Origin of the sequence: Cryobacterium sp. MDB2-A-1, from assembly GCF_004402675.1 — a bacterium.
Classification (GTDB): domain Bacteria; phylum Actinomycetota; class Actinomycetes; order Actinomycetales; family Microbacteriaceae; genus Cryobacterium; species Cryobacterium glucosi.
In genome coordinates this window covers 71,963-98,334 of sequence record NZ_SOFK01000024.1, presented here as the reverse complement: position 1 = coordinate 98,334, position 26,372 = coordinate 71,963, and the positions used below count along the sequence as shown (strand labels likewise).

The following is a 26,372-nucleotide window of genomic DNA, read 5'->3' as shown; positions in this document are numbered from 1 at the left end:
GGTCCAGTGACGGGACCGGCGTGAAAAGGAGTCCTCTGTGTACGTAGCGTGGCGCGATCTGAGATTCGCCAGGGGGCGATTCGTCCTCATCGGAACCGTGGTGACCCTGATCACCCTGCTGGTCGGATTCCTGTCCGGCCTGACCGGCGGCCTGGCCGACCAGAACATCTCCGCGATCACCGGCCTCGGCGCCGATCGGATCGTCTTCTCTGCCCCGGTCGCGGACTCCGAACGCAGCTTCGCCGATTCCGCTGTGACCGAAGCGAATGCGATCCGGTGGCGAGACCAGGCCGGGGTCCGGGACGTGCACCCCCTGGGCATCAGCCAGCAGAGGGTATCGGCCGGCGACAACCAGGTCGCCGTCGCGCTGTTCGGCAGCGCCTCCGGGTTCGGTTCCGGCAGCGCTCCCGCGAGCGGGCACCTGACCCTGCCGCGGACGGCCGCTGCGAAACTCGGCATCGGGGCAGGCGATTCGGTCACCATCCTGGGTTCAACATTCGTCGTCGACCGGGTCACCGACGACACCTGGTACTCGCACACGCCGGTCAGCTGGCTGGCCCTGACCGACTGGCAGAAGCTCGCCGCCACGACCGGCAGCCCCGGCGCATACGCGACCGTCCTGGCCGTGACCGCCTCGGGAACCGACTGGTCCGCCGCGGACACGGCGACCGGCACGTCCTCGGCCGGCGTCCTGCAATCGCTGACGGCCCTGTCGGCATTCCGCTCCGAAATCGGCTCGCTGCTCCTGATGGTGGCCATGCTCTTCGGCATCTCCGCCCTCGTGGTCGGCGCGTTCTTCACCGTCTGGAGCATGCAACGCCAACCGGACGTCGCCGTCCTCAAGGCGCTCGGTGCGTCCAACCGGATGCTCGTCGGCGACGCTCTCGGCCAGGCCGCCCTCGTCCTCATCGTGGGCGTCGGGCTCGGCATCGCGCTCACCGCCCTGCTCGGCGCACTGGCCGGCACCGCGTTGCCGTTTGTGATCAGTCCCCTGACGACCCTCCTTCCCGGTGCGGCGATGATCGCGCTGGGTCTCGCCGGCGCGGCCTTCGCGCTCCGTTCCGTCACCACCGCCGACCCCCTCACCGCCCTCGGGAGCAACCGATGATCCGCCTTGACCACATCACTCTCAGCTTCCCGGACGGCGACCGGCGGATCACCGCCGTCGACGACGTCAGCCTCACGGTCGATCGCGGTTCCGTGGTCGGGATCACCGGCCCATCCGGATCGGGAAAGTCGAGCCTGCTCGCCGTGGCATCGACCCTGATCAGCCCGGATGCAGGAACCCTGCACGTCGATGACGTGGACGCGACCGCCCTCTCCCTCGCCGAACGGGCGGAGCTGCGGAGGGACAGCATCGGCATCGTCTTCCAGCAATCGAACCTGATCCCGTCGTTGACCGCAGAGGAGCAGCTTGTCGTGATGGGGGAACTCGACGGACCCCGCCGGGGTCGCAGTGCCCGCAACGCCGCACGGGCGCGGGCCAGGGAGCTCCTGGATGCCGTCGGCCTCGCCGATAACGCCGCCAAGCATCCGGCGCAACTCTCGGGAGGGCAACGCCAGCGGGTCAATATCGCCAGGGCACTGATGAATGAGCCGAGCGCACTGGTGGTCGACGAGCCCACGAGTGCGCTGGACCAGGAACGCGGTTCGAGCATCTTGGCCCTGATTCTGCGGCTGACAGCGGAGTTCGACACCGCCACGATCCTCGTCACCCACGACCAGCGCCTGCTCCCGCTGATGACCTCGGTGCATTCGATGGTCGACGGCGCGCTCACGACACGGTGAACGCCCGGTGTCGCTACCAGGTCGCATCCCCCCGGATGACCACATCCGAACCGCCGTCGATGAAGATGACCTGACCGCACAGGTGGGCGTTTTCCTCGCCGGCGAGCCACGCCAGGAGGTAGGCGACCGAGCGCGGTTCGAAGATCCCGTTGAGGGGCATCGGAACCATCGTGGCCATCGCCTCGCGCTGCTGCGGCGTCTTGATCATGTCGGAGGTCATCGGGGTGTCCACGACCCCGGGTGCGACCGCGTTCAGGGGGATCGAGGCGCCGGCCCAGTTGTCCGTCGCAGCGTTCCGGCGGATCCACCGGGCCAGGGCGCGCTTGGTCGTGCCGTAGATCAAGGCTCCCAGCTCCTCGCCGCCCGCTTCGAGCTCGGCGGCGCGGGCCAGGGCATCCGCTTCGTTGCCGGCGAGGAGTGCGGCGAGCAGGATGTCGTCCGGCGGGAAGAGCGAGGCCATCGACGAGACGGCGACGGCGCGGGGGGCGGCCGAGCCGACCAGCAGGGGGCGCAGGTCCTCAAGCGTCGCGATGGTTCCGAAGTAGTTCACGGCCACGGTGGTGGCCGTCGGCGAAGCCAGACCGGCAACGGCGTGCACGGCGTCGATCGCACCGCCGCTCAGGTCGCTCACCTGTTCGACGAGGGACGCGCGCCCTGCCGCGGTGGACAGGTCGACGACCACGTCCGCATCATGGATATCGACGCCGATGACGGTCTCACCGCGCTCCATGAGAAGTTCTTTGGTTGCCTTCCCGATGCCGCTTGCCGAGCCGGTCACAACGGAGGTACGAGGCATGGGAACGACCTTTCGACGGTGAATCGGGCACGGTGTCCACGATGCATGGTGCCCCCACGACCGGGAGCACACAAGGGCGCCGGGCAGGGCGCCGGAACGGGGTGCACGGGGGCCGGCCCACTGTCGACGGTCACCGCACCCCGCGCCGTCCCCGATAATGGAAAGGGTGACTCACCTCCAGGAACCCGCCGATATCCGCCTGATCGTCTCGGACATGGACGGCACTCTCCTCGATGATTCCGGCCGGGTGCCCGACGGCTTCTGGCCCGTGCTCGAGGCGCTGCTCCGCGCCGGAGTGATGTTCTCCCCTGCCAGTGGACGCCAGTACCAGACCCTGCGGGAAACCTTCGGTGAGCGCGAGGGCCTCGTGTTCATCGCCGAGAACGGCACGAACGTCGTTCGCGACGGCACGAGCATCGCACTGGAACCCGTAGTCTTGTCCGTCATCCCCGCCATCGTCGAGTGGGTGCGCACCGCGGCCGCCACGGGCTCCGACGTGGGCATCGTCGTGTGCGGGGTGCGAACGGCGTATATCGAGCGCACCGACGCCGAGTACTTCGCCAGGGTCAAGCCGTACTACGAGGCCCTGGCGATCGTGGACGATGTCCTCGCCGCGTCCTCCGACGACGAGGTGGTGAAACTCGCGATCTACGACTTCGCCTCAGCGGAAGAGCACACCGGGCCGTCCCTGCGCGGCCTCGGACTCGAGGCCGATGTCGTGGTCTCGGGCGAGCACTGGGTCGATGTGATGCGTCCAGGGGTCAACAAGGGGCGGGCGCTGATCCGCCTCCAGCGCGAACTCGGGATCACCCGGGAGCAGACGATGGCGTTCGGCGACTACCTCAACGACGCCGAGATGCTCGACGCCGCCGGAGAGTCCTACGCGATGGCCAATGCGCACCCGAGCATCCGTGCCCGTGCCCGCCACCTCGCTCCGTCGAACGACGATGACGGTGTCGTCACCAGCATCCTCGCCGCTTTTCCCGGCCTGATGCTGGGCGCTCGTTGAGCTGACACGCCCCGTGTCGGCCGGGCCCGATCGGGACCCGGCCGAGGCACGAGTGACTACTTCAGGATGCGGATGAGCTTGCGGTTGGCGAACTCTGCGATCCCGAAGCGTCCCAGTTCCCGGCCGAAGCCGGACCGCTTCACGCCGCCGAAGGGGAGTTCCGGGCTGTCCAGGAGCGACCCGTTGATGAACACCATCCCGGCCTCGATCTGGTCGGCGACGCGCAGTGCCTGCTCCGGGTCGGTCGTGAAGAGGTAGGAACCGAGGCCGTAGGGGATGTCGTTGGCCACCTGCACCGCCTCCGCCTCGTCCTGCACACGGTAGATCGCGGCCACCGGGCCGAAGAATTCTTCCCGGTAGGCGTCGCTCTGCGGGGAGACCCCGGTGATCACCGTCGGCGAGAAGAAGGCGCCGTCCCGCGTTCCCCTGGCAACGACGGTGGCGCCCTGGGCCTCCGCCCGCTGGAGCTGTTCCTCGAGGTTTTCGGCGGCGCCGAGGGAGGAGAGCGGTCCCAGTGTCGTCTCCGGTGACGTCGGGTCTGCCGGCACGTTGCCGGTGATCTTGGCGGTGAAGCTCTCGGTGAAGGCGTCGAAGAGAGCGTCGATGACGATGAAACGCTTGGCCGCGTTGCAGGACTGCCCGGAGTTGTCCAGGCGGGCCGCGACGGCAGCGTCGACGGCTTCCTCGAGGTCGTCCGCGCTGAGCACGATGAACGGGTCGGATCCGCCCAGTTCGAGCACGACCTTCTTGAGGTTGCGGCCGGCGACCTCCGCGACGGCCGCGCCTGCCCCCTCCGACCCGGTCAGGGAGACGCCGTGCACCCGGGGATCGGCGATGATGTCGGAGATCTGGGCGTTGGACGCGTAGAGGTTGCGGTAGGCGCCGGCGGGGAACCCGGCATCCGTGAAGATCTCTTCGATGGCGGCGGCGGATTCCGGGCACTGCGAGGCGTGCTTGAGCAGGATGGTGTTGCCGAGCACCAGGTTCGGGCCGGCGAAACGGGCGACCTGGTAGTAGGGAAAGTTCCACGGCATGATGCCGAGGAGAACGCCGAGGGACGCGCTGCGCATGAACGCGGTGCCCTCGCCGCCCAGCAGTTCGATCGGCTCGTCGGCGAGGAAGGCCTCGCCATGAGTCGCGTAGTAGGAGTAGATGTCGGCGGAGAAGTCGACCTCACCGAGGGCCTGCTCGACGGGCTTGCCCATTTCGCGCACGATGAGCTCGGCCAGGTGCTCGCGACGCTCGGTGTGCAGGTCGGCGACGCGCTGCATGAGTGCCGCCCGCTCCGCGACGGATGTGCGGCGCGAGAACTCCGTGTGGGCGCGGTCCGCCACGCCGATCGCGTCCGAAACCTCGTCGTCGGTTGCCAGCGTGAAACTGGGGCCGCTCGTCCCCGTGGCGGGGTTGGTGACAACGTACTTGTTCATGAATTTCTCCCTGGGTGTCCTCGTTAACGCCGAACGCACTCGCAGCATACCTGTCCGGGCAGGGCTCACGAGGCCGGGCTATCCTGTCATTTTCATTCCGACGATTCTTTGAAGGAGATCCCTCTTGCCGTACTTCAGCACATCCGACGGAACCGAGATCTACTACACCGACCAGGGCGAAGGACAGCCGGTCCTCCTCAGCCACGGCTGGCCGCTCTCGTCCGACGCCTGGCAGGTCGAGGTGAAACTGCTCGCCGACAACGGGTACCGTGCCATCGCACACGACCGCCGCGGGCACGGTCGCTCAGCGAAGACGTATACCGGAAACGACATGGACACGTATGCCCGCGACCTGGCCGAACTCGTCGAGTCGCTCGACCTGAAGAACCTCGCCGTGATCGGTCACTCCACGGGCGGCGGCGAGGTGGTGCGCTATGCGGCGCAGCACGGGGTCGGCCGGGTGACCAAGGTCATCACCGCCGGCGCGGTGCCGCCGCTCATGGTGAAGACGGAAAGCAACCCCGACGGCCTTCCGATCGAGGTGTTCGACGGCATCCGTGCGGGTGTCCTGAGCGATTCGTCCCAGTTCTACATCGAGCTCACCGAAGCGTTCTTCGGGGCGAACCGGCCCGGAAGCGCGGTCTCTGAGGGTGCCAAGCGCGAATTCTGGCGCCAGGGAATGCTGGTGAACCTCGCCGCGGCCTACGACTGCGTCAAGGCGTTCTCGGAGACCGACTTCACCGCAGACCTCACGGCGCTCGAGGTACCGATCTTCATCGCCCACGGAGACGACGACCAGATCGTTCCCATCAAGGACGCAGCACTTAAGTCGATCGAGCTGGTCAAGAACGGCACCCTCAAGGTCTATCCCGGCGCGCCCCACGGCATCTATGGCGACTACCAGGCGGAGCTCGACCAGGACATCCTCGCCTTCCTCGCGACCTAGGCCCCCCACGAACGGTGTGACCGGGCACCGGCCGACGGATAGGCTCGGCTCGTGCCCGTCACCCTGGAACCCCTGTCCCCCAAACGTCTTCCGAAATGGCTGCGACGCAGCGCGGAGGAGTACGCATCCGATCTGATCAGCCTCGGCCGCTCCCCCTCAGATGCTCATCGGCTCGCCGCCCGGAGTCTCGGAAATTCCTTCCCCGGCGGACAACCGGCATCCGGTCAGTACGTGTTCGACGTGCACGACGGCCCTGGCCGCCCGGTCGGCTACCTCTGGATCGGCCGCGCCCAGGGTGAGGACGATTCGGACTGGTGGGTCTGGGATATCTCCATCAACGAGGACGAACGTGGCAAGGGGCTGGGCCGGGAGACCATGCTGCTCGCGGAACAGTTCGCGAAGTCCCACGGCGCCAGGACCCTCGGCCTGAGCGTCTTCGGTTTCAATACGGTGGCGCGGCGGCTCTACGAGACGCTGGACTACGAGACGACATCGATCAAGATGAAGAAGACCCTCGGCTGAGCCACCCGCTCACTCCGAGGCACCCGTCTCCGGGGCACAAGTCTCCGGGAGCACCGGCAGGCTGCGCACTCCTTCGAAGTGGCGCGGATGCCCGTCGATCGGATCGGTGAAGCTCACCTCGCTCGCCAGGAGCTGCAGCGGCCGGGAGAAGTCGTCGATGGCGACGTCCTGGACCACAGGGTAGAGCGGGTCGTCGATGATCGGGATGCCGAGGCCCAGCATGTGCATCCGCAGCTGGTGGGTGCGTCCCGTGCTCGGCGTCAGCCGGTAGACGGCGGCACTGCCGAGCGTGGTCTCCAGCTCGATCAGCGACTCGGCGTTGACCGGTGCCCCGGGCACGACCTCGGCCTGCCAGTGGCCGCGCCGGGTGAGCAGGTGGTTGCGGACGGTGACGGGGAACTCAAGCCCCGGTCGGGCCGGGGCCAGGGCCCGGTAGGTCTTGTGGACTTCACCGCGCTGGAACATCGACTGGTACGCCCCGCGCCAGCGCCGCTCGGTCGCCAGCACCAGCAGCCCCGATGTCACCCGGTCCAGCCGATGCAGCGGAGAGAGCTCTGGCAGGCCGAGCTCGGCGCGCAGGCGCACGACAACACTCTGCACGACGTGCCGGCCGCGCGGGATCGTGGAGAGGAAGGCCGGCTTGTCGATCACGACGAGCCGCTCGTCGCGGTGGATCACATGAATGGTCCCTGGCACGACCGCCTCCGCGGCGAGATCACGATGAAACCAGACGAAGGTGTGCGGCCGGTAGGGGTCGCTGGTACCGACGGGCGTGCCCGTTTCGTAGGCGAAGCGCTCTGCGGCCAGCAACCCGGCCACGTCGACGAACCCGGCCAACCGTTCTGCAAGCCAGGCGCCCATGGTCGGCCACGGCTTCGGCCGGGATGGGTCGCGCTCCGGGGTGCAGACCCAGGCCGCGTCGAGCCCGTGACGTTGCGGAAGGGGCGAACGCGGGGGCATCCACTGATCGTACCCACCCGACGATCACAGGTCAGGGTCGCAGGGTCAGAACAGCGGCCAGGGGACCGCGGGCATCTGGCCGCGCGGGGCGGGGAACCGGCCCGCCGCCCGCAGCCGGTCACAGCGGGCGGCCAGGGCCTCGAGCTCGTCCGCGTCGAGCAGTTCCCCGAGGGTGACACCGAGGTCGCCGTCGAGCCCCGCGCGCACCCGGTCGACCCCGTCGAGCTCCTCGGCGCTGAGGGCATCGCCCAGCCAGCCCCACAGCACCGTGCGCAGCTTGTGCTCGACGTGGAACGTCAACCCGTGGTCCACGCCGTGCCGGTGGCCATCCGGCATGGCGAGAATGTGGTTGCCCTTGCGGTCGGCATTGTTGACGACGATGTCGAACACGGCCATCCGGCGCAGCGCGACCGAGTCTTCGTGCACGAGCGTGACCGCCCGGTCCTGCTCGTCGCGACCGTCGAAGACGCGGCGCCAGCCAGCGCCCGGCCCGATCTCCCAGGGCACCAGGTCGACGGCGTCCTGTTCGGGATCCGCGTCCTGCCACAGCTGCACCATCCCCGGGCCCATCGGACCGTCGCGAAGCCAGGTCCGGGGTACGACCTTCCACCCGAAGGCCTCGGAGACCCGGTATGCCGCAACCTCCCGGTTCGCGAGGGTCCCGTCGGGGAAATCCCAGAGCGGATGCTCGCCGGCGACCGGCTTGTAGACCACCGGGACGCCGCCAATGCTGCCGAGGAATGTCGCGTTCGAGGCGGTCGTGATGCGGCCCGTGAGTTCGAGCTCACCGCGTTCAAGCCCGCCGGCCTCGAGCTCGCCGGAGCCCGGCGTCATCAGGGCTCGTCGCGCAGCACGCAGTCGTGCCCGTCCGGGTCGATGGGGTCACCGCAGAGAGGGCAGAGGGGGCGCCCGGCGCCGACGACTTCGTGGGTGCGCTTCGCGAAGGCCCTGGCCGTGCCGACCGGAATCCGCAGCAACAGCATCTGCTCGGGGTCGGCCGTTGCGGCATCGACGACGGCGAGGGGGTCGTCTCCGAGGCCCTCCTCGTCGACCACCACGATCGGGAAGGCCTCGATCACGATCTGCACGGTCGAGGGGTCCCAGCCCAGGGTCATGGTTCCGGTGCGGAAATCCTCCTCGACGGGTTGCTCGAGCGGTTCGTTGTCCACGAGCTCCACAGGTGTCGTGGTGGGGACGCTGAAGGGATTTCCCTCGGTGGACATCAGCTGATCGAGGATCTCGTCGATGCTGTCGGCGAGGAGCGCCGACTGCTGCTTCTCCATGGCGATGCTGACGATCTGGGTTCCGCTGCGCACCTGCAGATAGAACGTGCGCGACCCCGGCCGGCCGACGGTACCGACGACGACCCGGTCCGGCCAGTCGAACTCATGCAGGATTGTAGGCATGGGGATATTTTAGGCTCCGGTTTCCTGCGGCCGCTCAGTGCCGGCCCCACCGCCGACCGGCGCATCGGCCACCGGGCCGGCCGCCGCCAGCCAGGACAGGTCGCCTGCGTCGGTGTTGATGGCGTGGACACTCGGGCGATGGGGCCCGTAGCGCACGATCGAGACGGATGCTGGTCCGACGTTGATCCGCTGGAACAGGTCCAGGTGCATCCCGAGTGCGTCGGCGAGGACGGACTTGATGATGTCGCCGTGGCTCACCGCGACCCACACCGCACCGGGACCATGCTCGGCTTCGAAGATCGCATCATGGCGCCGGATGGCCGCGACCGACCGCGCCTGCATGGCGGCCATCGATTCGCCGCCGGGAAAGACGACCGCAGAGGGGTGCGCCTGCACCACCGGCCACAGGGGCTCCTGGGCGAGGTCGATCAGGGTGCGGCCCTGCCAGTCGCCGTAGTCGCACTCGGTGATGTCCTCGTCAACGGGAGTCGAGGGAGTGCCGCCCTGCAGGTCGAGGATCAGCCGGGAGGTCTCCCGGCATCGCTGCAGGGGGCTCGAGACCACGCCGACCAGAGGCACGACGGAGAGCCGCTCGCCGGCGCTCGCGGCCTGGGTGCGCCCGATCGCGTCGAGTCCGACCCCGAGAGATCGCCCTGCCAGGAGTCCGTCGGCATTCGCGGTGGTGCGGCCGTGCCGCACGAGGATGACTGTGGCCATGCGTACAGCCTAGGGAGTCGGCGGCCCGAGTCGCCGAACCCATCGGGCGCCGATGCGTGCGGAGTGCCCTCCCCGCTGTGATGCGAGGATGAGGTGCCGGCTGGCTCTCGGCCTGTCGCCGACTCTTCTCAGCGCAGCCGGGCCAGTGCCGACCGGAACGCGTCGATCGCGTGAGCGTTGAACAGCACGAACGTGACGACATCCACGGCCGTGGAGCTCGCGGCCACCGTCTCGACGGCGATACGCGCCGCGTCGTCCATCGGCCACCCGTAGACGCCGGCGCTCACCGCAGGAAAGGTCACGTGGTGGGCGCCGAGTTCGTCGGCGACCCGCAGCGACTCGACGTAGCAGGAGGCGAGCAGGTCCGATTGGTCGAGGGTCTTCGCCCATATCGGGCCGACGGTGTGGATGACCCACCGGGCGGGGAGGAGCCCCGCCGTAGTCGCGACGGCGGCACCGGTCGGCAGCCCGTCCGGCAGCGTCGTGGCACGCAACCGGCGACATTCCGCAAGGATGCTCGGGCCTCCGGCCCGGTGAATCGCGCCGTCCACTCCCCCGCCCCCGAGCAGCGTGTGATTCGCCGCGTTGACGATCGCGTCCGCGGGCAGCGCCGTGATGTCGCCTCGGACCAGCTCGATGAGTGCCATGATCCGACGTTACCAACCGCGTGCACGGGCGACGCACGAGGCTGATACGGCTGGAGCTAGGCCAACGTCGGCTGCAACAGCCCCTCGAGGCGCTGGTAGCTGGTCTCCATTCCGCCGGTCATGCCCGTAGCAAGCACCGCGTCACGCTGCTCCGCATTGGCGTAGGTGATGACGAGTGAGAGCAGGGTTCCGCCCTCGACTTCCGTGAGGGTCAGCTCGTTGAGCGTTGCCGGGAAGTCCATCCCGATCATCGCCTCGGTCGTGACCGCGCGGTGCGGTTCGACCGACTCGAGGAGCTCACCGGTGAAGCCGAATCGCTCCTCGCCGCCGTCCCGCTGCCACTCGTAGCGGTAGCTGTCACCGACGGCTGCTGCGATCTCACAGACGGGCATCGACCAACCATCCGGTCCCAGGAGCCACCGCTTCATGAGGGCGGCATCGTTGTGGGCCCGCCACACCTGGTCGACGGTGCCGCGGATCACCCGTGCCACCCGCACCTGGGTGTCGCTGAGGATCTGCGCCTCCGCCAGATGGTCGGCGGCGTATGACGCCAGGTCGGCCAGCACCTGGTCGATCTGGGCCATCGCCTGGCGGGTGCCTTCGAGCATTCCCATCTCGATGAGCTGCTGCATCTGGTCGAGGGAGCCGAAGTACGACGTCGTCTTCAGGCGACTGCCGCCGGGCGTCTCCTCGAAAGCGAAGTCCATTCGGGTGGTGGGGTGGTCGGCGTTGGGCACACCCGCCGCATCCGAGAAGCTGTCAAGCACTTCAAACGCGTGGGGAGCATCGGTCGAGGTCCAGTCCCAGCAGCCGTAGTGCGTATCGCCCTCCGGCCCGGTCATCGCATACACGCTGCGTCCCCCGGTCAGAGCGTCGTGCCGGTAGAACGTGGCCGGATAGGTCGGCGGGCCCCAGAACCGTTCGATCTGGCGTGGATCCGTGTACGCATCCCAGAGCCGGCGGAGGGGCACAGGGAAGTCGGCGACGATCGTGATCGTGAGCTGGTCGAGGTCTTTCTCGACGGAGGTGACGGGCATGATGATCCTTTCGGTTAGGTGTCAGGTGTAGCCGGAGAGTCTTCCGCGAGCAGGCTGTCGAGGCGGTCGATGCGCGAACGCCAGAGCTCCTCGAAGTGGTCGAGCAGGCGCTGGGCCTGACGGATGCGATCAAGGTTTCCCCGTACCATCCGCTCACGGCCCCGCGCTGCCTTCGTCACGAGATGGGCCTCCTCCAGCACGGCAATGTGTTTCTGGACGGCCGCGAAGGACATCTCGTAGGAGTCCGCCAACTGCGACACCGAGATGTCGGTGACCAGCGTGCGGCGCACGATATCCCGCCTCGTCGCGTCTGCGAGGGCGCGGAAGAGGCGGTTCACATCCTGTTCAGAAAGCTCTGATACAACCATTTGATTGTACGATACCCAGCCACAACGAATCGCGCAAGCGATCACCGCGCTCGCCTTGACCGGTTTCGGAACGGCTCACTATGGTGTTGACGCGGAGTACCGGATCGATGATGCCTTGGAACGGCTCGTCGCAGGGTGGACTGTTGAACTCGAGCCGCACCGCTTCGCGGCGCCGAGCAGGTGTTCGGCGCGCTTCCCGCGACGGCTACGTCAGCCGCGCGATCGCGAACGCGAAAGGAGCACGCAGAGTGGACGGTGCGTGCATCGGGCTCACCTCCTCAGATCGTGTCACGTTCAGGACGATTCCAACGCCGGCCCCGCTATATTCGTGTCATGAAGCGCATCACGTACGCAGGCGGGTCCATTGTCACCGGTGATGCCGTTACAGCGGCCCTACTGGATTTCGCGACGCACCTGGATCCGGGCGCGGGGAGCCTGACCGTGGACATACCCGTTCGTGAGACGAACGGGGCTACGACTACGCACACGTTCCTGTTCGGTCCGGCAAGCCAATTCGAGGTGGCCGATGCCGAGAACTTGCCAACCGTCGACGAAGGCGAGCTTTTTCCCGTTCCGGTCTTTCCGACCAGCAGACCGGTCGCCGTGACCGAGCCGTCCCCCGCCGCCGAAACGGGGGCGGAAGACTTCAATCGGGCAATCCTGGACATCGATGGCGGACTGGGGCAGGGCGCCACGACCTGAATCAGGAGAAGACCGGGGTTTCTCAATATGCACCGCGGCCGCTTCGGCCTATGGTCAGAATAATCGTCCACCCAAGCGCTGTTGCCCTCACCTCCGCCCTGTCGTCGATGTATTCCCATTCTCCCGATCAAACGAGGTTTCCCGTGGGTAAATTCATTTACGGAACCCCGGCCATGTCGGTAGAGATTGACGATCGCACCCTGGCTCACCTGAAGGTCGTGATCATCGCGAAGCTGCGCCGCGGCGAGAGCTTCACGTTCTCCTGGGAGAAGTCGCCGGAATCGGGAAGCGGTCGCAGTTCAATCTGGCTCAACCCGGCCGTACCGCTCCAATTCGAATTCGCCGGCAGTCAGGAACCGCACCTGAACCGGGCCTGGTTGGAGCAATTGGTCGGCCTTTCCAACACGCCGGCCGGCCTGCGCATAGTCGCAGAACCGGCTGCGGCCGCTGCTCCTGGTGACGCCGAGTCGAGGCAGTTACATCAGCGACACCCGCACCCTCGCCCGTGACCCGTCCCCTGGCTGAGTAAGACGGTCCAAGCGCTGGGCTGCGTGCTCACCGCGGGGAAGGCTACCCGGCGGGCACCGACTTCGTCGGCCACCCGGAGCGACTCGACGCAACATGACGCGAGCTGCTCCGGGTGGTCGATCGCCCGACTAGCGGGCCGGGTCGGTCACCCGGATCAGCGGTTGCTTCCCCTGACGGCGCGAAGGACCCACCCGATGATCGCGATAATCAGGAGGACAGCACCAACCCAGAGCAGGAACTGGAGGGCTTGAACGAAACCACCCACCACAAGCAAGACAACCGCGATGATGGCGACGATGACAAAGAGATTCATTTTTTGCTCCCTTGACTTGCGAGAAAAACGGAGCTGCCGGGGTCTGGGGCAACCAGCGAAGTGTGTGTGAGTGATGCGGCACACGATGCCATGATCCAGCCTACGCGCGGGCATCGACGGCGGAGGAGCGGCGTCCCACCGTTCGTCCAACCTCCACAGCTCCGCGCACATACCCGTGACGACTCTGAACGGTAGCCAACCACAGTCGATTCAACGAGACTGGGGGTAAGCCCCCGAGAAAAAGGAACCCCCACCATGACTCGCAGCGACATCGGCCCCCACCCGGACTCTTTCGACCTGGAAACCGCCACCACCGAGAACACGAACTATCGAACAGTAGCCTGGAGCGGCAAGTATTTGCAGGTCACCCTGATGTGCATCCCTGCCGGAGAATCCATCGGACTTGAAATGCACCCCGACACCGACCAGTTCCTGCGCCTCGATGCGGGCGCCGGGAGGGCACAGATGGGGCCGGAGAAAGACAACCTCGTTTTCGAGCAGGACGTTTCTGACGGGTGGTGCATCCTCGTCCCCGCGGGCACCTGGCACAACGTCACCAATATCGGTGACGGACCCATGAACCTCTACGTCATCTACGCACCGGTCCACCACGCCGCCGGGAATATCCACAAGACGGCCGCCGAAGCCGCGGCCGACGAAAAGGCTGGAACGGACACACCGCCCGCCTGGACACAGCAACCCGCCTCGTCCCGACCCGACGAGGAAGCAAGCTCCTCGTAGCTCTCCTGAGCCCTGAGGCGGCTTCCTTCAGCGCCAGAACTCGGTAAGCCCCTCCGCACGGACCCGGCCTTGGTTGAATCCGGCCTGGGCGGCGGACGGGCGCAACGAGACGTCCATCGCCCTGGCGCCGAACAGGTATTCGGCGTTGCTCTCGGGGAAGATCGTTTCGACGCGGCTGCCGCCTGCGCGCAGCGCGTCGACCTGGGTTGCAAGATGCAGGCCCCACTCCACCGGCGTCAGTGCCCTGCCGCCGAACGGTGACAGCACCAGCACTCGCTCGTACCCGGCAGCCAGATCGGCGTTCTCGGCGTTGGACCGGTAGCCGCCGTCGATATATCGACCGCCGCCGATACCGTAGGCGAAGCCACTGGCACAGCTGGCGGCCACGGCGTCCACCAGATCGACCCCGCTGTGCCGGTCGAACACCACCGGCGCACCGGTATCCGCATTGACCGCGGTGATCTGCACCCTTCGTTCGGGCCAGTCGTGGCTGGGCAGGCGCGAGGCGACGGTGGCGCGCCACCGGGCCTGCACCGCCGGGTCCGATGCCGCAGCCAGGTCGAGCGCAACTGCACCCATTCTGCGGCGCATGTCGGCCGCGTCCTCGGCGGCGGCGATGATGCGGCGCCGACGTTCCAGGTGATCGGTCACCGGACCACCCTGAGCGCGATGGCCGTCCGAACCGGCCGGGGCGGTGCGCTGCGCAGACACGGGCACGGGCACGGCGACCAGAGTGGGCGCCAGGAGGTCAGTGGGGTTCGCGCCCGTGAACTGAGCCGCAGCTGTCGCTCCGGCCGAGGTCCCGATGATGAGATCGGCGTCGGTCACGTCGAGACCGGCCTCGTACAGGCCGGCGATGACCCCGATCAGCCACGCGTTACCCGTCGATCCGCCGCCACCGAGGACCAGGGCCGTGCGGGAAGGGCGCGGGGAGACGTCGCGTGAGATCGGCTCCGCATTGTGCAAACGGTGTTGATTCATAGTCGTAGCTTTCTGAGAGTGCGCGAAGCGCTCCCCGCGACGGCTACGTCAGTCGCGCGATCGTGAACTCGAAAGGAGCGCCCAGAGTGGACAGTGTGTGCATCGGGCTCACCTCCTCAGATCGTGTCACGTTCAGGGGAACTCTACCGGTTCGGGGTCGGCGAGCCAACCGATGAGCCTCCTGGGAGATCATGCGGCGCCGGTCCTGTCGCATCGGGCCCGCCGCATGCGCCTGAGAACCCGACGCTCAGCGTCGAACGCTGTATCGGTGCTCGGGGCGACCGGTCGAACCGTAACGAAGGGTCACGTCGACATCACCGCGGGTTGCCAGGGCGGCAAGGTGCCGCTGCGCCGTCGCGCGCGACAGACCGGCACGGCCGGCAATCAGGCTTGCGGACGATTCCCCGTCCTGGAGCAGTTCGATGAGCAACTTCTCGGTCGTGGACCGCGACACCGACGCGACTCCACCATCCCGCCCGTGCAGCACCCGCTGGGCCCTGTCGATGGAATCCTGGTCGAGTTGGCGGTCCTCGGCGACCAGGGTGCGGAACCGGCGATATGCCCCCAGCCGTTCGCTCAACCGCGCGGGTTCGAACGGTTTGATGAGGTAGTCCAGCGCGCCGGCGCGGAGGGCACGGCGCACGGTGGCGCCATCCGACGCCGCACTGATCATGAACGCGTCCACGTCGATCTCCGCAATGAAGGCGATCCCGTCGCCGTCGGGAAGGTAGACGTCGCAGATGACGAGGTCGGGAGACAAATCCCGCACCGCCGCGCGCGCGGCCCGCACTCCCCGAACCGGCTCAAAAGCGGTGTAGCCGGTACACGCATCGACGATATCGCGATGAAGGCCGCCGACGTGGAAGTCGTCGTCGACGACGAGGACGGAAATCGGATCGGTCATTGTTCTTCTCCTTGTAGTGGGCGTGCCTGCTCCCCCATAACCCCGGGCAGCCGGGCGCAGAACACGGCACCGTGTCCTTCCCGGCCTCCGGCGTCGACCAGCCACACCTCTCCGCCGAGGCGCGCCGCGATCTCGCGCACGAGCGGAAGGCCGATGCCCCGCCCATGCACCGCGTCCGGGTCCAGATCCGTGCTCCGCACATCACTGAACACGCGTGCCCCGTTGGGCACGCCCTGCCCGGAGTCGGCCACGGTCATGACGAGCGTGTCGCCGTCGTCGAGCAGCTCCACCTCCACCCAACCCGGCTGCTGACCGCACACGGCCGCACTCACTGCGTTCTCAATGAGGTTGGCGAGCACGGTGGCCACATCCTCGGGCGCAGAGACGACCCCGCGCACCAGTGAGTCCAGACCCACCGACAGGCGGACTCCACGCTCACCGGCCTGAGCGGCCTTGGCTTCCACCAGCGACACCAGGAAGGGCTCGGTCAGGTGCTCGCCGGCGAACGGACCGCCGGGGGTGCGTGACGCCTGAAGCACGTCGTCGAGGTAGCCCCGAGCGTCGGACACGCGGCCCGCATCCATCAGACCGGCCGTCACGTGCAGGCGGTTTGCGAACTCGTGACGCTGCACCCGAAGTGCGTCGGTCATCGACGCCACGGTTTCCAGGCGGTCCGTGAGACTCACGATGTCGGTGCGGTCGCGGATCACCGCGATCAGGCCCAGGTCCCGATTCGCCCGCGACACCACGTGAGTGTCGATGTAGACGACATGGTTGGCGATTACGACCGGATCGGCGGCATCCGTTCCCCGCTTTCCCCGAGACGGTGGCTTCGGCTCACCGGCCAGAGCTGCGACCACCGGCCCCGGCAATTCGAGGTCGCGGATGCGCCGTCCGACCAGGTCCGAGATGCCGAGCAATCGCGCGGCCGTCGCGTTGGCGACGGTCACGACGCCGTCCGGTCCGGATGCGAGCACTCCGTCCCCGACGCCGTCGAGCACCGCCGCCTGATTCTGGACCAGCGCGGCCAGTTCCTCGGGCTGCAGGCCGAGGGTGAGTCGCTCGAGGCGGCGGCGAATGACGAACGACACGACAGCGCCCAGTGCGAGGGCAACGGCGGCAGCCAGCGCGACGCCCCCCAGCAGCAGGGGAAGCTCCTTGAAGACACTGCTCGGAGCGAATCCAACGCTCACGTCACCCACCGGCGCGCCGGTGGTGGGATCGCGGACAGGAACTTTTGCGCGAGCTGACTCGCCGAGGGTGCCCGATTCCCACGACACCGTCTCGCGTCCAGCCAGAGCCTCGGCGAACTCTGTGCTCACCACCGCTCCGAGCAGCTGAGGCTCGGGGTGTGCGAATCGGATTCCGTGATCGTCGGTGATCACGATGAACAGTGCACCGGTATTGGCTTCTGCCGCCGCGGCGAGGGTTGACAGCGGTCCGCCGCGGAGGCCCGCGTTCGTCGGCGTGCCGACGTCTGCAGAAGCGCGGGCGATACCCTCGCGCACATCGGAGTCGGCGGCGACCGTGCGGGCGATCGACAGCGCCGACGCCTCGGCCTCGGCCCGGAGCTGTTGCACGCCGATCCAGACGAACACGCCGGTGCAGATCACGACGACCGCGCTCACGCAGGCGAGTTGCAGCAGCAGCATCTGCGTCGAGAACCGCATCTCCGTCCCCTTGCGGCGCATTGAGCAGAATGCGCACAACCAACCATATGCGCAATACGTGCAGCAAAGGGAGATACCGGATGCTTCGTCATCGGTCTGCCTAAGCTTCAGGCCATTCGTCATACGCCTCGGCAGTGACTGCCGATCGGGATCCGCCTGGCTCGGCTGCACCATTCAGACATAGACAAAGGAGTCGATGTGCTCGTCATCCTCGGATGCACCATGATCCTCACCTTCATGGTGCTCATCATGACCAGGCGGCTCACGCCGATGGTCGCCCTCATTCTCGTCCCCACGATCTTCGGCCTCTTCGCCGGTGCCGGCCTGGGCCTCGGCGACATGATCATCGAGTCGATCGGGGACCTGGCCCCGACGGCGGCGCTCCTCATGTTCGCGATCATGTTCTTCGGCATCATGATCGATGTCGGGCTGTTCGATCCCCTCATCCGGTTCATCACCCGCTTCCTCGGCAACGACCCGGCCAAGGTCGTCCTCGGCACAGCGATCCTGGCCGGCGCGGTGTCGCTCGACGGCGACGGGTCGACGACCTTCATCATCACGACCTCAGCGATGCTGCCGATCTACCTGCGTCTGGGCATGAGTCCGGTCGTACTCACCTGCGTTGCAGGCCTGATGAACGGCACGCTCAACATCGTGCCGTGGGGTGGCCCCACCGTGCGGGCGGCCTCGGCACTCGGCGTGTCGCCGACCGACATCTTCGTGCCGATGCTGCCGTCTCTTGCGACGGGAGTCATCATTGCACTGGCGTTCGCCTGGTTCCTCGGGCTCGGCGAACGCAAGCGCATCGGGTCGCTCGAATACTCACAGGCTGCGCAGGCGAATGCCGCCCCGCTGGCGTCGCCCGGCTTCTCGCGCGGCTTCTTCGGCGGCAACCGCGTCGTGCGCGGCACGGAGGTCAGTCCGGGTGCAGCGGCAACCCTGTCGACGACCGGCATCGTGACGGTGCGGCCGGGCCAGCGTGTGCCGGTGGGTCACACGGCCCTGGCCGAACAGAAGGTGCTCGACGCCGAAGATCACGACACGATGATGGCCGACACGATGATGCGGGCGGATCGTCCGACGCTGCGGCCCAGACTCATTTGGGTGAACCTCGCGCTCACCGTCGCCGTCATGATGCTGCTCGTGCTCGATGTCATGCCCTTGGCCTATATCTTCATGGTGGGCACCGGCGTGGCGCTCGTGATCAACTTTCCGAAGCTCCGCAGCCAGGCCGACGAGATCGTCGCGCACGCGCCCAGCATCGTCGGCGTCGTCTCGATGGTGCTCGCCGCGGGCGTCCTGGTCGGAGTGCTGAACGGTACCGGGATGGTCACGGCGATGGCCGACTGGGTTGTCCAGGTCGTGCCGGCATCGATGGGCGAGTTCCTCGCGGTCATCACCGGAGTGCTCTCCATTCCGATGACCTTCTTCATGTCCAACGACGCGTTCTACTTCGGCATTCTTCCCGTGCTCGCCGAGAGCGCAGCAACCTACGGGATCTCCCCGGTCGAGATGGCCCGCGCCTCGATCATCGGTCAGCCCGTTCACCTGCAGAGCCCGCTGGTACCGGCCATTCTTCTGCTCGTCTCTCTTGCAGGCGTCAACCTCGGCGACCACCACAGGAAAGTGCTCTGGCGAGCCTGCGTGATCTCGCTTGTGATGCTGGTCGTCGGAGTGCTTGTCGGCGCCGTCCCGTTCGGCTGAACGCGGTTACAACCCGGACAGCCAGAGAGTCCCGGAGACCTTTGCGTTTCCGGGACTCGTGGTCGGGCCGACGGGATTCGAAACTGAGACCGGGCTCAAGTCCTCAGTGGGTCACCGGATGCATCGGAAGCCGATGGGGCCGGTCGGGCGGCGTGTTCAAACAAATCGCGCAATCTGTTGAGTACGGGAATCGCGGACGCCAGAACGTCTTGTTCGGCGGGCGAGAGCATGTCGATGGCCGCGGCCACGGTCGCCGTGCTCGTCCGGTCGAACCGGTAGAGCATGTCCCTCGCGTGGGGCGTCGCGACGAGTATCGCTGAGCGGAGGTCCCCGGTCGAGGCGCGCTCAACCAATCCAGCCGCCGTCATGGCTTTCACGAGGTTGCTGACGGTCGGGCGAGCGATGCGGAGAGCGATCGCGGCGTCACGGGTATTGACCGGGCCGGAGGCGACGAGAACTCGCAACAGTTCAATCTGCGCTTCGGGGATGTCCGGCAAGTCTTCGGCGGCCCGGGTCGCCCGGGACATCTCCCGACGCAAAGGCCCGAGCAATCGGGTGAGTTCGGTCGCGATCTCGCTCACGGACAGCCTCCGGTATCGATGTAGGTTTGCCACAAACATAGGTTTGTGGCAATCTCAGTTTAACGCGAATTTCGGGAAGCGACCGTTTCCGAAATCGCCCTGAGAGAAGGCCCTGACGATGCTTGAAGAAAAATACCGCGTTCTATTCGAACCCCTGAAAATTAGGAACCTGGAGATTAAGAACCGCTATGTGATGGAGCCGATGGGCCCCGGCGGATTCTGCGACGAACAGGGCGCCTACACGGAGCGTGCCGCGGACTATTACGTGGAGCGAGCCAAGGGTGGCGCCGGTCTCATCATTACGGGTACGACGATGGTCGAGAACGAGGTCGAGGTCTGCTCCCTGCCCTCCCTCCCCTGCGCCACATTGAACCCGAACCACTTCATGCAGAACGCGAAGCAGATGACCGAGCGTGTGCACGCATACGGCGCCAAATTCTTCTGCCAGCTGACCGGAGGCTTCGGCCGCGTGTCGATTCCCTCCATTCTGGGTAAGACGGCCATTGCTCCATCACCCATCCCCCACCGCTGGATAGACGGAGTGGTCTGTCGCGAGATGACCGTTGACGAGATCCACTACATCGTCAGGAAGTTCGGTGAGGCCGCCCTGGTCTGCAAGAAAGCCGGGTTCGACGGTGTCGAGATCCATGCCCTCCACGAGGGCTACCTGCTCGACCAGTTCGCGATCTCCTTCTTCAATCACCGCACCGATCAGTACGGCGGATCGCTGGAGAATCGCCTCCGATTCGCGACGGAGATCGTTCAGGAGATCAAGAAGACCTGCGGCGCGGACTACCCGGTCTCCCTGCGCTTCGGCCTCAAGTCGATGATCAAGGACTGGCGCCAGGGCGGACTCCCCGGGGAGGAATTCGAGGAAAAAGGCCGCGACATCGAAGAAGGCATCGAGACGGCCAAGGCCATGGAGGCTGCCGGCTACGACTGCCTCAACGCGGATGTCGGCACCTACGATTCCTGGTACTGGACCCACCCGCCGATGTACCAGGCCAAGGGCCTCTACCTGCCATACAACGAAATCCTCAAGCGCCACGTCGACATCCCCGTGATCACAGCCGGACGAATGGAAGATCCCGACCTCGCCTCGGACGCCATCCGGAACAAGCAGACCGACTTCATCGGCATGGCCCGCCCGCTCCTCGCCGACCCCGACATCCCCAACAAGATCCGTGCGGGCAAGTACAACACGGTCCGCCCGTGCCTGTCCTGCCAGGAGGCCTGCATGGGCCGTCTGCAGCACTTCACGTCGATCTCCTGCGCCGTGAATCCGGCCGCCGGTCGCGAGAAGACCTACGCCCTCGAGCCCGCGGTCACCAAGAAGAAGATCCTGGTGGTCGGCGGCGGGGTCGCCGGTTGCGAAGCAGCCCGCAACCTCCACCTGCGCGGCCACGTCGTCGACGTGTTCGAGAAGTCCGATCACCTCGGCGGCAACCTCATTCCCGGCGGAGCGCCTGACTTCAAGGAAGACGACCTCGCTCTGGCCCGGTGGTACACCAACGAACTGGTGACCATGGACATCCCCGTTCACTACAACACCACCGTGACCCAGGAACAGGTTGAGGCCGGCGACTACGACTGTGTCATCATCGCCACGGGCTCCAAGCCCAAGCGCATGACCCTCGAGGGCTCCGACAGGGTCTTCACGGCGGAAGACGTCCTGCTCCTGAAAGAAGACGTCGGCGAATCTGCCGTGATCATCGGTGGAGGCCTCGTTGGTTGCGAGCTGGCCTTGTGGCTGGAGGGCCTGGGCAAGAAGGTCACTCTGGTTGAATACCAGCCGGACATCCTGCAGCTCGGTGGCCCACTCTGCACCGCGAACTCCGACATGATCCGGGACCTCATCGCGTTCAAGAACGTCGACCTGGTCGTGAACAGCATGGTGACCGGCGCCCGCGATGGCGGCTTCGTCATCAAGGACCGCGAGACCAACGAGGAGACGGTCCTGATGGCGGATTCGGCAGTTGTGGCCGTCGGCTACGTCTCGGAGCGCTCACTGTACGAGGAGCTGCGCTTCTCCGGTCCCGAATTGCACCTGATCGGAGATGCCGGCGAGGTCTCCAGCATCATGTACGCCATCTGGAATGCCTATGAGGTCACGAAGAACATCTGATCGTCATCGGTGGAGGCCCCCATCCCGCGTGAGCGTGGGTGCGGGGCCTTCACCGTGATTTGTGCGGTGACGAGCGCGTCATCTGTGCCTGTTCGCTGATCGCCATCGTGTTCACGCCTCCGGAATCACGAAGCGGTTCTCGTCGATGCGGCGGGTGTCGGGTTCGGGGCCGCGGCGGATGCCGAGGTCGAGCCCGTCGATCGCCGCGAGTTCGGCATCCGTCAGTTCGAAATCGAAGACATCGAAATTCTCGACGATGCGGGACGGCGTGATCGACTTCGGGATGGCACTGCGCCCCTGCTGGACGTGCCAGCGGATCATGACCTGCGCCGCCGACTTGCCGTGCACGGCTCCGATCGCCTCGATCACCGGGTCATGCAGCGGGTTCTTCGCAGTGCCGTCGCCCCAGCCCGGGTAGAAGTTGATGCCGCCGATCGGAGACCAGGCCTGGGTCAGGATGCCGCGGGCAGCATCCGCCGCCTGGGTCTCCTTCTGCACGAAGTACGGGTGCAGTTCGATCTGGTTGACGGCAGGAACGATGGTGCGCGCCTCGAGGAGCGCATCGAGGTGTTCCGGCTTGAAATTGCTCACGCCGATCGCCCGCACCTTGCCCTCGGCGAGGAGGGTCTCAAGCGCGCGGTAGGCCTCGAGAGTCTTGTCGAAGCTCAGCGGGACCGGCTGGTGCAGGATCAAGAGGTCGAGGTAGTCGAGGCCGAGCTTGCCGGTCGCGACGTCGAAGGCGTGCAGGGTCTCCTCGTAGCCGTACTGGCTGATCCAGACCTTGGTCTCGACGAAGACCTCGGCGCGATCGACACCCGAGTTGCGCAGTCCTTCGCCGACCTGCCGCTCGTTCATGTAGGCGGCAGCCGTGTCGATGTGGCGATACCCGGTACGCAGCGCGGTCTCGACGGCGGCCGCGGTGTCCTCCGCGGAACTCTGGAAGACCCCGAGACCTACCGCGGGGATATCGACGCCATTGTTGAGGGTGAACGAAGTAGTCATGCTTCGAGGCTACGTGCGGTCCCGTCAACGAGGGAGGGTGGCTCAGTACCTCCCTGTGCCACCCCGGCCCGCTGCCCGGCGAGGCCTGCTCACCACCGTTGCCGGGCACGCGGTTGGAGAGAATCGTCAGAGGACCTTCGCGCCCATGGCGATGTCGAAGCCTGCGCCATGGGCGGCCAGGCCCACCAGGAGGATGCCGGCCCATTCAAGGGCGTGGGCCATCTCAAGCGCTCCTGCGTCGAGGGGCCGCATGCCCAGGCTCTCCACAAACGCGGCGACCTCTGCCTTCGCCCCGGCGCTGTCGCCGGCGAAGAACACATCGACGGCCTTGTCCTCAGCAATGACGCCGCCGAAGATCGTGTTGAATGCCTTCACGACATGTGCGCCCTCGGGGGCGGCCGCTGCCATCTGCTGCGACACAGAGTTACCCGGGGTCGTCACGACTCCACTGGCGTCAGCGTTGAACGGGTTGGTGATGTCGACGAGGATCTTGCCGGCCAGCGCATCGCCGTAGTGCGCGACCACGTCAACGGCGCCGGCGTAGAGGACGGCCACGATGACGATGTCCCCCGTCGGCCGTGCGCCGAACGCGCCGACGGTGGCACCGTTGCCGATCTGTTCGGCGAGAGCCTGCGCCTTGGCGGCGTTGCGGCTCATGAACTCGATGGTGTGGCCGTGCTTCGCCGCCCGTGTGCCGATGGCGGTCGCCATGTTGCCCGAGCCGATGATGCTGATGGTGGTCATGAGGTGTCTTCCAATCGCCGCGTCGATGTATGTACACCGATCTGAGTACCTAACCTAACGGGCTGATGCGCGGCGAGTCAAGCTATGCACACCGATCGGTACCAACGGGCTACGCTAGGGACTATGACGGAGTTGGAGAAGGGACCGCGCGGCCTGCGGAGCGGCAGGGGCGCTCGAGAGCGCCTTCTCAGCGCGTCCCAGCAACTGTTTCCCGATCAAGGCATCAACTGCACCGGCGTTGACCAACTCTGTGCGGTGGCCGGGGTCTCCAAGCGGACGCTGTACCAGCACTTCGACGGCAAGGACGAGCTCATCGCCGAGTATCTGCGCCGTTTCGATCCCGACATCCTGCCCGAAGTCTTCGACCGCTCCGACCTGACGCCGCGCGAGCGACTCCTCGCCATCTTCGACATCCACTCCCCCCTGTGCCCGTTCATCGGGGCTGCCGTCGAAATCCAGGACCCGGGCCATCCAGCACGCGTCTTCGCCCGCACCTATAAAGAGGGCTTCGCCGCCCGGCTCGCTGATACCGCCCGCGAGGGCGGCGCCACCAACCCCGAACAGCTCGGCGAGCAACTGGCACTGCTCCTGGACGGTGCCTCGGCTCGCAGCCGAGTCCTCAACACCGACACGTTTGCCACCGCGGCCGCCATCGCGGTCGTCCTCATCGACGACGCCCTCCCCAAGGCGTCGGCATAAGCATCGATCCTCGTCGACGCACGACAGTCCGAGCTTTGGTGTCACCGGCGGCAACGCTCCGGAGGACACGGGAGTGGAGACTCGCGTGTCCTGGCAGTGAAACCGCCGGCCTGGCGCGGTGATCAGGCGTTGCTCAGGGCGCTCAAGCAGAATGGCCGCAGAGCCCCTGACGGTTCCCGGACGATGGCCAAGTACCCGGTGCGCGACAAGACTTGCCAGTGGAGTCATCATGTTGCCGTGGATCGTTCTGTCCCTCTCCGGAGTTCTCGAGGCCGTCTGGGCAACCGCCCTGGGCAAGTCGGCGGGATTCACAAAGCTCGTCCCGACCCTCGTGTTCGGTGCGGGGATCATCGCAAGCATGGCGGGACTCGCTTTCGCACTGAGAGAGATCCCGATCGGGACCGGCTATGCCGTCTGGGTCGGGATCGGTGCGACGCTGACCGTCGTCTACGCGATGGTCACCGGGACCGAATCGCTCAGCATCCTCAAGATCGTGCTCCTCCTGGGACTGATCGGCTGCGTGATCGGACTGAAGCTCGTGAGCGACGCCGGTCACTAGCATTCAAAACAGATACCCCGGCCGTTCGCTTTCACCGGCGAATGTCCGTGCCCGACGGCTGGAACCAACGCCTCGAAGCGCATTGGGCTCACCGTTTCGTGCCACGGGTCGAGCGCGGCATCGTTGACGATCGATCAGGTGTAGCCGCGGGTGCCGAATTGGAGTTTGTCGCCGGGATGGATGGTGGACATCCCGACCTTGCCGCCGACGAGGGTCTCGACCTGCTCGGGGTAGACGCCGAAGCGAGTGGCGATCGTGCTTGCGGAGTCCCCACTGACGACGGTGTAGATGATCTTGCCCGAACTGTCCGTCGTCGCGGTCCCTTCTGCGCCCTCAAACGGCCCTTGGTCTCGCGGCGTCGGGTACGTCGACAGGTGCGAGGTTGCCGTCGGCGAGGGCGTGCTTGTCGGAGACGACGCAGGCGTGCTGCCGTTAATGCTTGTCGAACTTGCGCACCCGGCGAGTGCAGCCGCGAGCGTGAGCGTCAGTGCGGTGGTCACAATGATTCGGTGGGCGTCCATTGCCATGGGTGTTCAGTCCCTGAGGTGTTCGGGCATTTGTGGGCATTGTTTGTAGATGCCTTGATCGGGGGGCCCCTGGTCGATGTGTGCATAGGGCTGCCAGGTCACGGTTGCGGGGCCTTGGCCGGTGTAGTTGGCCATGAAGGATTCCAGGGTCGGTGGCGGATCAACCCGGATGTGGGCGGCTTCCAGGCACGGCATGAGGACCGTTGTTTGGTACTGGTAGAGGTAGGTGACCTGCGACTCGTTCAGCGGAACGGAGTTCTTCGGGTCGCTGGGAAACCGGGTATTGCAGACGTAGTCCGCGATCGCATGACGCTCCTCATCGCCGAGCGCCACGTAGGTTTCGATGCCGCCCTCAGGGCTCGCGACCGCAGGGACTCCTGCGGCGGTCAAGCAGGCGGCGATCACCGACGGGATTTCCTCCAGACTCAGGAACCTCTCCCGCGTCGCCGTCGGCACGGCCACGTCCGGATAGCTGGCGACGAATCCGTCGCGCAAGGCAGTTTGCGCCTGATCGGCCAGCTCCTGCCGGGCGGCCTCGGTCATCACGGGCGGGATGGGCGCCGGGATGGGCGTGGCCGACGGTGGAGCGACCGGCGCGGCGGCGCATCCGCTCAGCACGAGGAGCACGAGCGCAATGCCGAGGACCTTCCAGGACACCCGTGCCGCGCGCGGAGCCGGGACCTTCAGTGTTGGGCGCACCCGATGGATGCTGCCGTCAGGGAGAGACGCGGAAGGTGCCGAGAACGGTGGTGCCGTCGCTTCCGAAGAGCGGACACGGTCGAACAGCAACCCGGACGCGCGGCGATCCGCACTATTCGACCCGCGCGAAAAAACCAGATCGGACTCCCCCGCAGTCTTCATGACCACCCCCATGACTATTGAACGCCATCCGCGGGCAATTCACGGCAAATTGCCCCTGATCGGGTCAGAAAATTTCAACGCGCCTTGTGCCGATCACGTGTCAGCATG

General features: G+C 66.5%; 31 protein-coding genes and 1 riboswitch. Of the genes, 12 read left to right on the top strand and 19 right to left on the bottom strand.

Annotated features, from left to right (window positions below; all coding sequences use genetic code 11):
• Nucleotides 1-37 precede the first annotated feature (37 nt).
• Entirely contained in the window at nucleotides 38-1,108 is a 1,071-nt protein-coding gene (locus E3O39_RS07920; RefSeq protein ID WP_134450224.1) for an FtsX-like permease family protein, read from the top strand.
• Nucleotides 1,105-1,788 (top strand): ABC transporter ATP-binding protein, encoded by a 684-nt coding sequence (locus tag E3O39_RS07915; protein ID WP_134450223.1) that lies wholly within the window; start codon nucleotides 1,105-1,107, stop codon nucleotides 1,786-1,788. The genes E3O39_RS07920 and E3O39_RS07915 overlap by 4 nt, the downstream gene beginning before the upstream one ends.
• A 13-nt stretch (nucleotides 1,789-1,801) precedes the next feature.
• Here the strand turns inward: E3O39_RS07915 and E3O39_RS07910 are convergent, their stop codons facing one another.
• Entirely contained in the window at nucleotides 1,802-2,584 is a 783-nt protein-coding gene (locus E3O39_RS07910; protein ID WP_134450222.1) for an SDR family oxidoreductase, read from the bottom strand.
• Nucleotides 2,585-2,741: 157 nt separating this feature from the next.
• Here E3O39_RS07910 and E3O39_RS07905 point away from each other — a divergent pair, with 157 nt between their 5' ends.
• A complete protein-coding gene (locus E3O39_RS07905) occupies nucleotides 2,742-3,593 on the top strand; it encodes a Cof-type HAD-IIB family hydrolase (protein ID WP_134450221.1) in 852 nt (283 codons plus the stop codon).
• A gap of 56 nt (nucleotides 3,594-3,649) precedes the next feature.
• Here E3O39_RS07905 and E3O39_RS07900 read toward each other — a convergent pair whose 3' ends face one another.
• Complete coding sequence (locus tag E3O39_RS07900; protein ID WP_134450220.1) at nucleotides 3,650-5,020, bottom strand: NAD-dependent succinate-semialdehyde dehydrogenase; 1,371 nt, start codon at nucleotides 5,018-5,020, stop codon at nucleotides 3,650-3,652.
• A gap of 124 nt (nucleotides 5,021-5,144) precedes the next feature.
• Here E3O39_RS07900 and E3O39_RS07895 point away from each other — a divergent pair, with 124 nt between their 5' ends.
• Together E3O39_RS07895 and E3O39_RS07890 are read left to right on the top strand one after the other, a co-directional pair.
• Nucleotides 5,145-5,966, top strand: a complete 822-nt coding sequence (locus tag E3O39_RS07895) for an alpha/beta fold hydrolase (protein ID WP_134450219.1) — start codon at nucleotides 5,145-5,147, stop codon at nucleotides 5,964-5,966.
• A gap of 51 nt (nucleotides 5,967-6,017) precedes the next feature.
• Nucleotides 6,018-6,488, top strand: coding sequence for a GNAT family N-acetyltransferase (locus tag E3O39_RS07890; RefSeq protein ID WP_134450218.1), 471 nt, complete (start codon nucleotides 6,018-6,020; stop codon nucleotides 6,486-6,488).
• 9 nt (nucleotides 6,489-6,497) lie between these two features.
• Here the strand turns inward: E3O39_RS07890 and E3O39_RS07885 are convergent, their stop codons facing one another.
• The 7 genes from E3O39_RS07885 to E3O39_RS07855 all read right to left on the bottom strand — a co-directional run bounded on the left by E3O39_RS07885 (nucleotide 6,498) and on the right by E3O39_RS07855 (nucleotide 11,623).
• Nucleotides 6,498-7,448: a pseudouridine synthase gene (locus E3O39_RS07885; protein ID WP_134450217.1), complete on the bottom strand. Its 951-nt coding sequence runs from the start codon at nucleotides 7,446-7,448 to the stop codon at nucleotides 6,498-6,500.
• Between the two features lie 45 nt (nucleotides 7,449-7,493).
• A complete protein-coding gene (locus tag E3O39_RS07880) occupies nucleotides 7,494-8,282 on the bottom strand; it encodes an SCO1664 family protein (protein ID WP_134450216.1) in 789 nt (262 codons plus the stop codon).
• Nucleotides 8,282-8,854, bottom strand: a complete 573-nt coding sequence (locus tag E3O39_RS07875) for a DUF3090 domain-containing protein (protein ID WP_134450215.1) — start codon at nucleotides 8,852-8,854, stop codon at nucleotides 8,282-8,284. Before E3O39_RS07875 ends, E3O39_RS07880 begins: the two co-directional genes overlap by 1 nt.
• A 9-nt stretch (nucleotides 8,855-8,863) precedes the next feature.
• A complete protein-coding gene (locus E3O39_RS07870) occupies nucleotides 8,864-9,571 on the bottom strand; it encodes a histidine phosphatase family protein (protein ID WP_134450214.1) in 708 nt (235 codons plus the stop codon).
• Nucleotides 9,572-9,699: 128 nt separating this feature from the next.
• Nucleotides 9,700-10,218 carry an O-acetyl-ADP-ribose deacetylase gene (locus tag E3O39_RS07865; protein ID WP_134450213.1) on the bottom strand — a complete coding sequence of 173 codons (519 nt, stop codon included), beginning with the start codon at nucleotides 10,216-10,218 and terminating at the stop codon, nucleotides 9,700-9,702.
• A gap of 56 nt (nucleotides 10,219-10,274) precedes the next feature.
• A complete protein-coding gene (locus E3O39_RS07860) occupies nucleotides 10,275-11,255 on the bottom strand; it encodes an SRPBCC family protein (protein WP_134450212.1) in 981 nt (326 codons plus the stop codon).
• 14 nt (nucleotides 11,256-11,269) lie between these two features.
• Nucleotides 11,270-11,623, bottom strand: a complete 354-nt coding sequence (locus E3O39_RS07855) for a helix-turn-helix transcriptional regulator (RefSeq protein WP_134450211.1) — start codon at nucleotides 11,621-11,623, stop codon at nucleotides 11,270-11,272.
• 333 nt (nucleotides 11,624-11,956) lie between these two features.
• Between E3O39_RS07855 and E3O39_RS07850 the strand changes: the two genes are divergently transcribed.
• Together E3O39_RS07850 and E3O39_RS07845 are read left to right on the top strand one after the other, a co-directional pair.
• Nucleotides 11,957-12,325, top strand: a complete 369-nt coding sequence (locus E3O39_RS07850; protein ID WP_134450210.1) for a hypothetical protein — start codon at nucleotides 11,957-11,959, stop codon at nucleotides 12,323-12,325.
• A 143-nt stretch (nucleotides 12,326-12,468) separates the two neighbouring features.
• The gene (locus tag E3O39_RS07845) at nucleotides 12,469-12,834 is read left to right on the top strand and encodes an ATP-dependent DNA ligase (RefSeq protein ID WP_134450209.1); all 366 of its coding nucleotides are present in this window, start codon (nucleotides 12,469-12,471) and stop codon (nucleotides 12,832-12,834) included.
• On the opposite strand, the gene E3O39_RS19830 is transcribed toward E3O39_RS07845, so the two are convergent.
• Entirely contained in the window at nucleotides 12,807-12,974 is a 168-nt protein-coding gene (locus tag E3O39_RS19830; RefSeq protein ID WP_323505066.1) for a macro domain-containing protein, read from the bottom strand. The genes E3O39_RS07845 and E3O39_RS19830 overlap by 28 nt on opposite strands.
• 33 nt (nucleotides 12,975-13,007) lie before the next feature.
• Nucleotides 13,008-13,166, bottom strand: coding sequence for a hypothetical protein (locus E3O39_RS18950; protein WP_166787437.1), 159 nt, complete (start codon nucleotides 13,164-13,166; stop codon nucleotides 13,008-13,010).
• A 255-nt stretch (nucleotides 13,167-13,421) separates the two neighbouring features.
• Here E3O39_RS18950 and E3O39_RS07835 point away from each other — a divergent pair, with 255 nt between their 5' ends.
• The gene (locus tag E3O39_RS07835) at nucleotides 13,422-13,907 is read left to right on the top strand and encodes a cupin domain-containing protein (RefSeq protein ID WP_134450208.1); all 486 of its coding nucleotides are present in this window, start codon (nucleotides 13,422-13,424) and stop codon (nucleotides 13,905-13,907) included.
• Between the two features lie 27 nt (nucleotides 13,908-13,934).
• On the opposite strand, the gene E3O39_RS07830 is transcribed toward E3O39_RS07835, so the two are convergent.
• The 3 genes from E3O39_RS07830 to E3O39_RS07820 all read right to left on the bottom strand — a co-directional run bounded on the left by E3O39_RS07830 (nucleotide 13,935) and on the right by E3O39_RS07820 (nucleotide 17,462).
• The gene (locus E3O39_RS07830; protein ID WP_241985011.1) at nucleotides 13,935-14,888 is read right to left on the bottom strand and encodes a patatin-like phospholipase family protein; all 954 of its coding nucleotides are present in this window, start codon (nucleotides 14,886-14,888) and stop codon (nucleotides 13,935-13,937) included.
• Nucleotides 14,889-15,135: 247 nt separating this feature from the next.
• Nucleotides 15,136-15,792 (bottom strand): response regulator, encoded by a 657-nt coding sequence (locus E3O39_RS07825; RefSeq protein WP_134450207.1) that lies wholly within the window; start codon nucleotides 15,790-15,792, stop codon nucleotides 15,136-15,138.
• Complete coding sequence (locus E3O39_RS07820) at nucleotides 15,789-17,462, bottom strand: sensor histidine kinase (RefSeq protein WP_174774840.1); 1,674 nt, start codon at nucleotides 17,460-17,462, stop codon at nucleotides 15,789-15,791. Before E3O39_RS07820 ends, E3O39_RS07825 begins: the two co-directional genes overlap by 4 nt.
• 222 nt (nucleotides 17,463-17,684) lie before the next feature.
• Here E3O39_RS07820 and E3O39_RS07815 point away from each other — a divergent pair, with 222 nt between their 5' ends.
• Nucleotides 17,685-19,166 carry a CitMHS family transporter gene (locus E3O39_RS07815; RefSeq protein ID WP_134450273.1) on the top strand — a complete coding sequence of 494 codons (1,482 nt, stop codon included), beginning with the start codon at nucleotides 17,685-17,687 and terminating at the stop codon, nucleotides 19,164-19,166.
• Between the two features lie 95 nt (nucleotides 19,167-19,261).
• On the opposite strand, the gene E3O39_RS07810 is transcribed toward E3O39_RS07815, so the two are convergent.
• Complete coding sequence (locus E3O39_RS07810) at nucleotides 19,262-19,747, bottom strand: MarR family winged helix-turn-helix transcriptional regulator (RefSeq protein ID WP_198413405.1); 486 nt, start codon at nucleotides 19,745-19,747, stop codon at nucleotides 19,262-19,264.
• A gap of 118 nt (nucleotides 19,748-19,865) precedes the next feature.
• On the opposite strand from E3O39_RS07810, the gene E3O39_RS07805 reads away from it, so the two are divergent.
• Nucleotides 19,866-21,872: an FAD-dependent oxidoreductase gene (locus tag E3O39_RS07805; RefSeq protein ID WP_134450205.1), complete on the top strand. Its 2,007-nt coding sequence runs from the start codon at nucleotides 19,866-19,868 to the stop codon at nucleotides 21,870-21,872.
• Between the two features lie 111 nt (nucleotides 21,873-21,983).
• Here E3O39_RS07805 and E3O39_RS07800 read toward each other — a convergent pair whose 3' ends face one another.
• Complete coding sequence (locus tag E3O39_RS07800; RefSeq protein ID WP_134450204.1) at nucleotides 21,984-22,874, bottom strand: aldo/keto reductase; 891 nt, start codon at nucleotides 22,872-22,874, stop codon at nucleotides 21,984-21,986.
• Nucleotides 22,875-23,000: 126 nt separating this feature from the next.
• Entirely contained in the window at nucleotides 23,001-23,618 is a 618-nt protein-coding gene (locus tag E3O39_RS07795) for an NADPH-dependent F420 reductase (RefSeq protein ID WP_134450203.1), read from the bottom strand.
• A gap of 123 nt (nucleotides 23,619-23,741) precedes the next feature.
• Here E3O39_RS07795 and E3O39_RS07790 point away from each other — a divergent pair, with 123 nt between their 5' ends.
• Both E3O39_RS07790 and E3O39_RS07785 read left to right on the top strand, forming a co-directional pair.
• Nucleotides 23,742-24,317 (top strand): TetR/AcrR family transcriptional regulator, encoded by a 576-nt coding sequence (locus tag E3O39_RS07790; RefSeq protein WP_134450202.1) that lies wholly within the window; start codon nucleotides 23,742-23,744, stop codon nucleotides 24,315-24,317.
• A 157-nt stretch (nucleotides 24,318-24,474) separates the two neighbouring features.
• A riboswitch (guanidine-III (ykkC-III) riboswitch) is annotated at nucleotides 24,475-24,537 on the top strand.
• A 12-nt stretch (nucleotides 24,538-24,549) separates the two neighbouring features.
• Nucleotides 24,550-24,876: a multidrug efflux SMR transporter gene (locus E3O39_RS07785; protein ID WP_134450272.1), complete on the top strand. Its 327-nt coding sequence runs from the start codon at nucleotides 24,550-24,552 to the stop codon at nucleotides 24,874-24,876.
• Between the two features lie 134 nt (nucleotides 24,877-25,010).
• Here the strand turns inward: E3O39_RS07785 and E3O39_RS07780 are convergent, their stop codons facing one another.
• Both E3O39_RS07780 and E3O39_RS07775 read right to left on the bottom strand, forming a co-directional pair.
• A complete protein-coding gene (locus E3O39_RS07780; protein ID WP_166788252.1) occupies nucleotides 25,011-25,397 on the bottom strand; it encodes a LysM domain-containing protein in 387 nt (128 codons plus the stop codon).
• A 12-nt stretch (nucleotides 25,398-25,409) separates the two neighbouring features.
• The gene (locus E3O39_RS07775; RefSeq protein ID WP_134450200.1) at nucleotides 25,410-26,264 is read right to left on the bottom strand and encodes a hypothetical protein; all 855 of its coding nucleotides are present in this window, start codon (nucleotides 26,262-26,264) and stop codon (nucleotides 25,410-25,412) included.
• Nucleotides 26,265-26,372 lie beyond the last annotated feature (108 nt).

Excerpts from the sequence above, each read along its gene's own strand:
- E3O39_RS07915 (WP_134450223.1), top strand. The coding sequence starts at position 1,105 with ATGATCCGCCTTGACCACATCACTCTCAGCTTCCCGGACGGCGACCGG.
- E3O39_RS07910 (WP_134450222.1), bottom strand. The coding sequence starts at position 2,584 with ATGCCTCGTACCTCCGTTGTGACCGGCTCGGCAAGCGGCATCGGGAAG.
- E3O39_RS07905 (WP_134450221.1), top strand. The coding sequence starts at position 2,742 with ATGGAAAGGGTGACTCACCTCCAGGAACCCGCCGATATCCGCCTGATC.
- E3O39_RS07900 (WP_134450220.1), bottom strand. The coding sequence starts at position 5,020 with ATGAACAAGTACGTTGTCACCAACCCCGCCACGGGGACGAGCGGCCCC.
- E3O39_RS07885 (WP_134450217.1), bottom strand. The coding sequence starts at position 7,448 with ATGCCCCCGCGTTCGCCCCTTCCGCAACGTCACGGGCTCGACGCGGCC.
- E3O39_RS07880 (WP_134450216.1), bottom strand. The coding sequence starts at position 8,282 with ATGACGCCGGGCTCCGGCGAGCTCGAGGCCGGCGGGCTTGAACGCGGT.
- E3O39_RS07875 (WP_134450215.1), bottom strand. The coding sequence starts at position 8,854 with ATGCCTACAATCCTGCATGAGTTCGACTGGCCGGACCGGGTCGTCGTC.
- E3O39_RS07870 (WP_134450214.1), bottom strand. The coding sequence starts at position 9,571 with ATGGCCACAGTCATCCTCGTGCGGCACGGCCGCACCACCGCGAATGCC.
- E3O39_RS07865 (WP_134450213.1), bottom strand. The coding sequence starts at position 10,218 with ATGGCACTCATCGAGCTGGTCCGAGGCGACATCACGGCGCTGCCCGCG.
- E3O39_RS07860 (WP_134450212.1), bottom strand. The coding sequence starts at position 11,255 with ATGCCCGTCACCTCCGTCGAGAAAGACCTCGACCAGCTCACGATCACG.
- E3O39_RS07855 (WP_134450211.1), bottom strand. The coding sequence starts at position 11,623 with ATGGTTGTATCAGAGCTTTCTGAACAGGATGTGAACCGCCTCTTCCGC.
- E3O39_RS07850 (WP_134450210.1), top strand. The coding sequence starts at position 11,957 with ATGAAGCGCATCACGTACGCAGGCGGGTCCATTGTCACCGGTGATGCC.
- E3O39_RS18950 (WP_166787437.1), bottom strand. The coding sequence starts at position 13,166 with ATGAATCTCTTTGTCATCGTCGCCATCATCGCGGTTGTCTTGCTTGTG.
- E3O39_RS07835 (WP_134450208.1), top strand. The coding sequence starts at position 13,422 with ATGACTCGCAGCGACATCGGCCCCCACCCGGACTCTTTCGACCTGGAA.
- E3O39_RS07830 (WP_241985011.1), bottom strand. The coding sequence starts at position 14,888 with ATGAATCAACACCGTTTGCACAATGCGGAGCCGATCTCACGCGACGTC.
- E3O39_RS07825 (WP_134450207.1), bottom strand. The coding sequence starts at position 15,792 with ATGACCGATCCGATTTCCGTCCTCGTCGTCGACGACGACTTCCACGTC.
- E3O39_RS07820 (WP_174774840.1), bottom strand. The coding sequence starts at position 17,462 with ATGCGGTTCTCGACGCAGATGCTGCTGCTGCAACTCGCCTGCGTGAGC.
- E3O39_RS07815 (WP_134450273.1), top strand. The coding sequence starts at position 17,685 with ATGATCCTCACCTTCATGGTGCTCATCATGACCAGGCGGCTCACGCCG.
- E3O39_RS07805 (WP_134450205.1), top strand. The coding sequence starts at position 19,866 with ATGCTTGAAGAAAAATACCGCGTTCTATTCGAACCCCTGAAAATTAGG.
- E3O39_RS07800 (WP_134450204.1), bottom strand. The coding sequence starts at position 22,874 with ATGACTACTTCGTTCACCCTCAACAATGGCGTCGATATCCCCGCGGTA.
- E3O39_RS07795 (WP_134450203.1), bottom strand. The coding sequence starts at position 23,618 with ATGACCACCATCAGCATCATCGGCTCGGGCAACATGGCGACCGCCATC.
- E3O39_RS07790 (WP_134450202.1), top strand. The coding sequence starts at position 23,742 with ATGACGGAGTTGGAGAAGGGACCGCGCGGCCTGCGGAGCGGCAGGGGC.
- E3O39_RS07780 (WP_166788252.1), bottom strand. The coding sequence starts at position 25,397 with ATGGACGCCCACCGAATCATTGTGACCACCGCACTGACGCTCACGCTC.
- E3O39_RS07775 (WP_134450200.1), bottom strand. The coding sequence starts at position 26,264 with ATGAAGACTGCGGGGGAGTCCGATCTGGTTTTTTCGCGCGGGTCGAAT.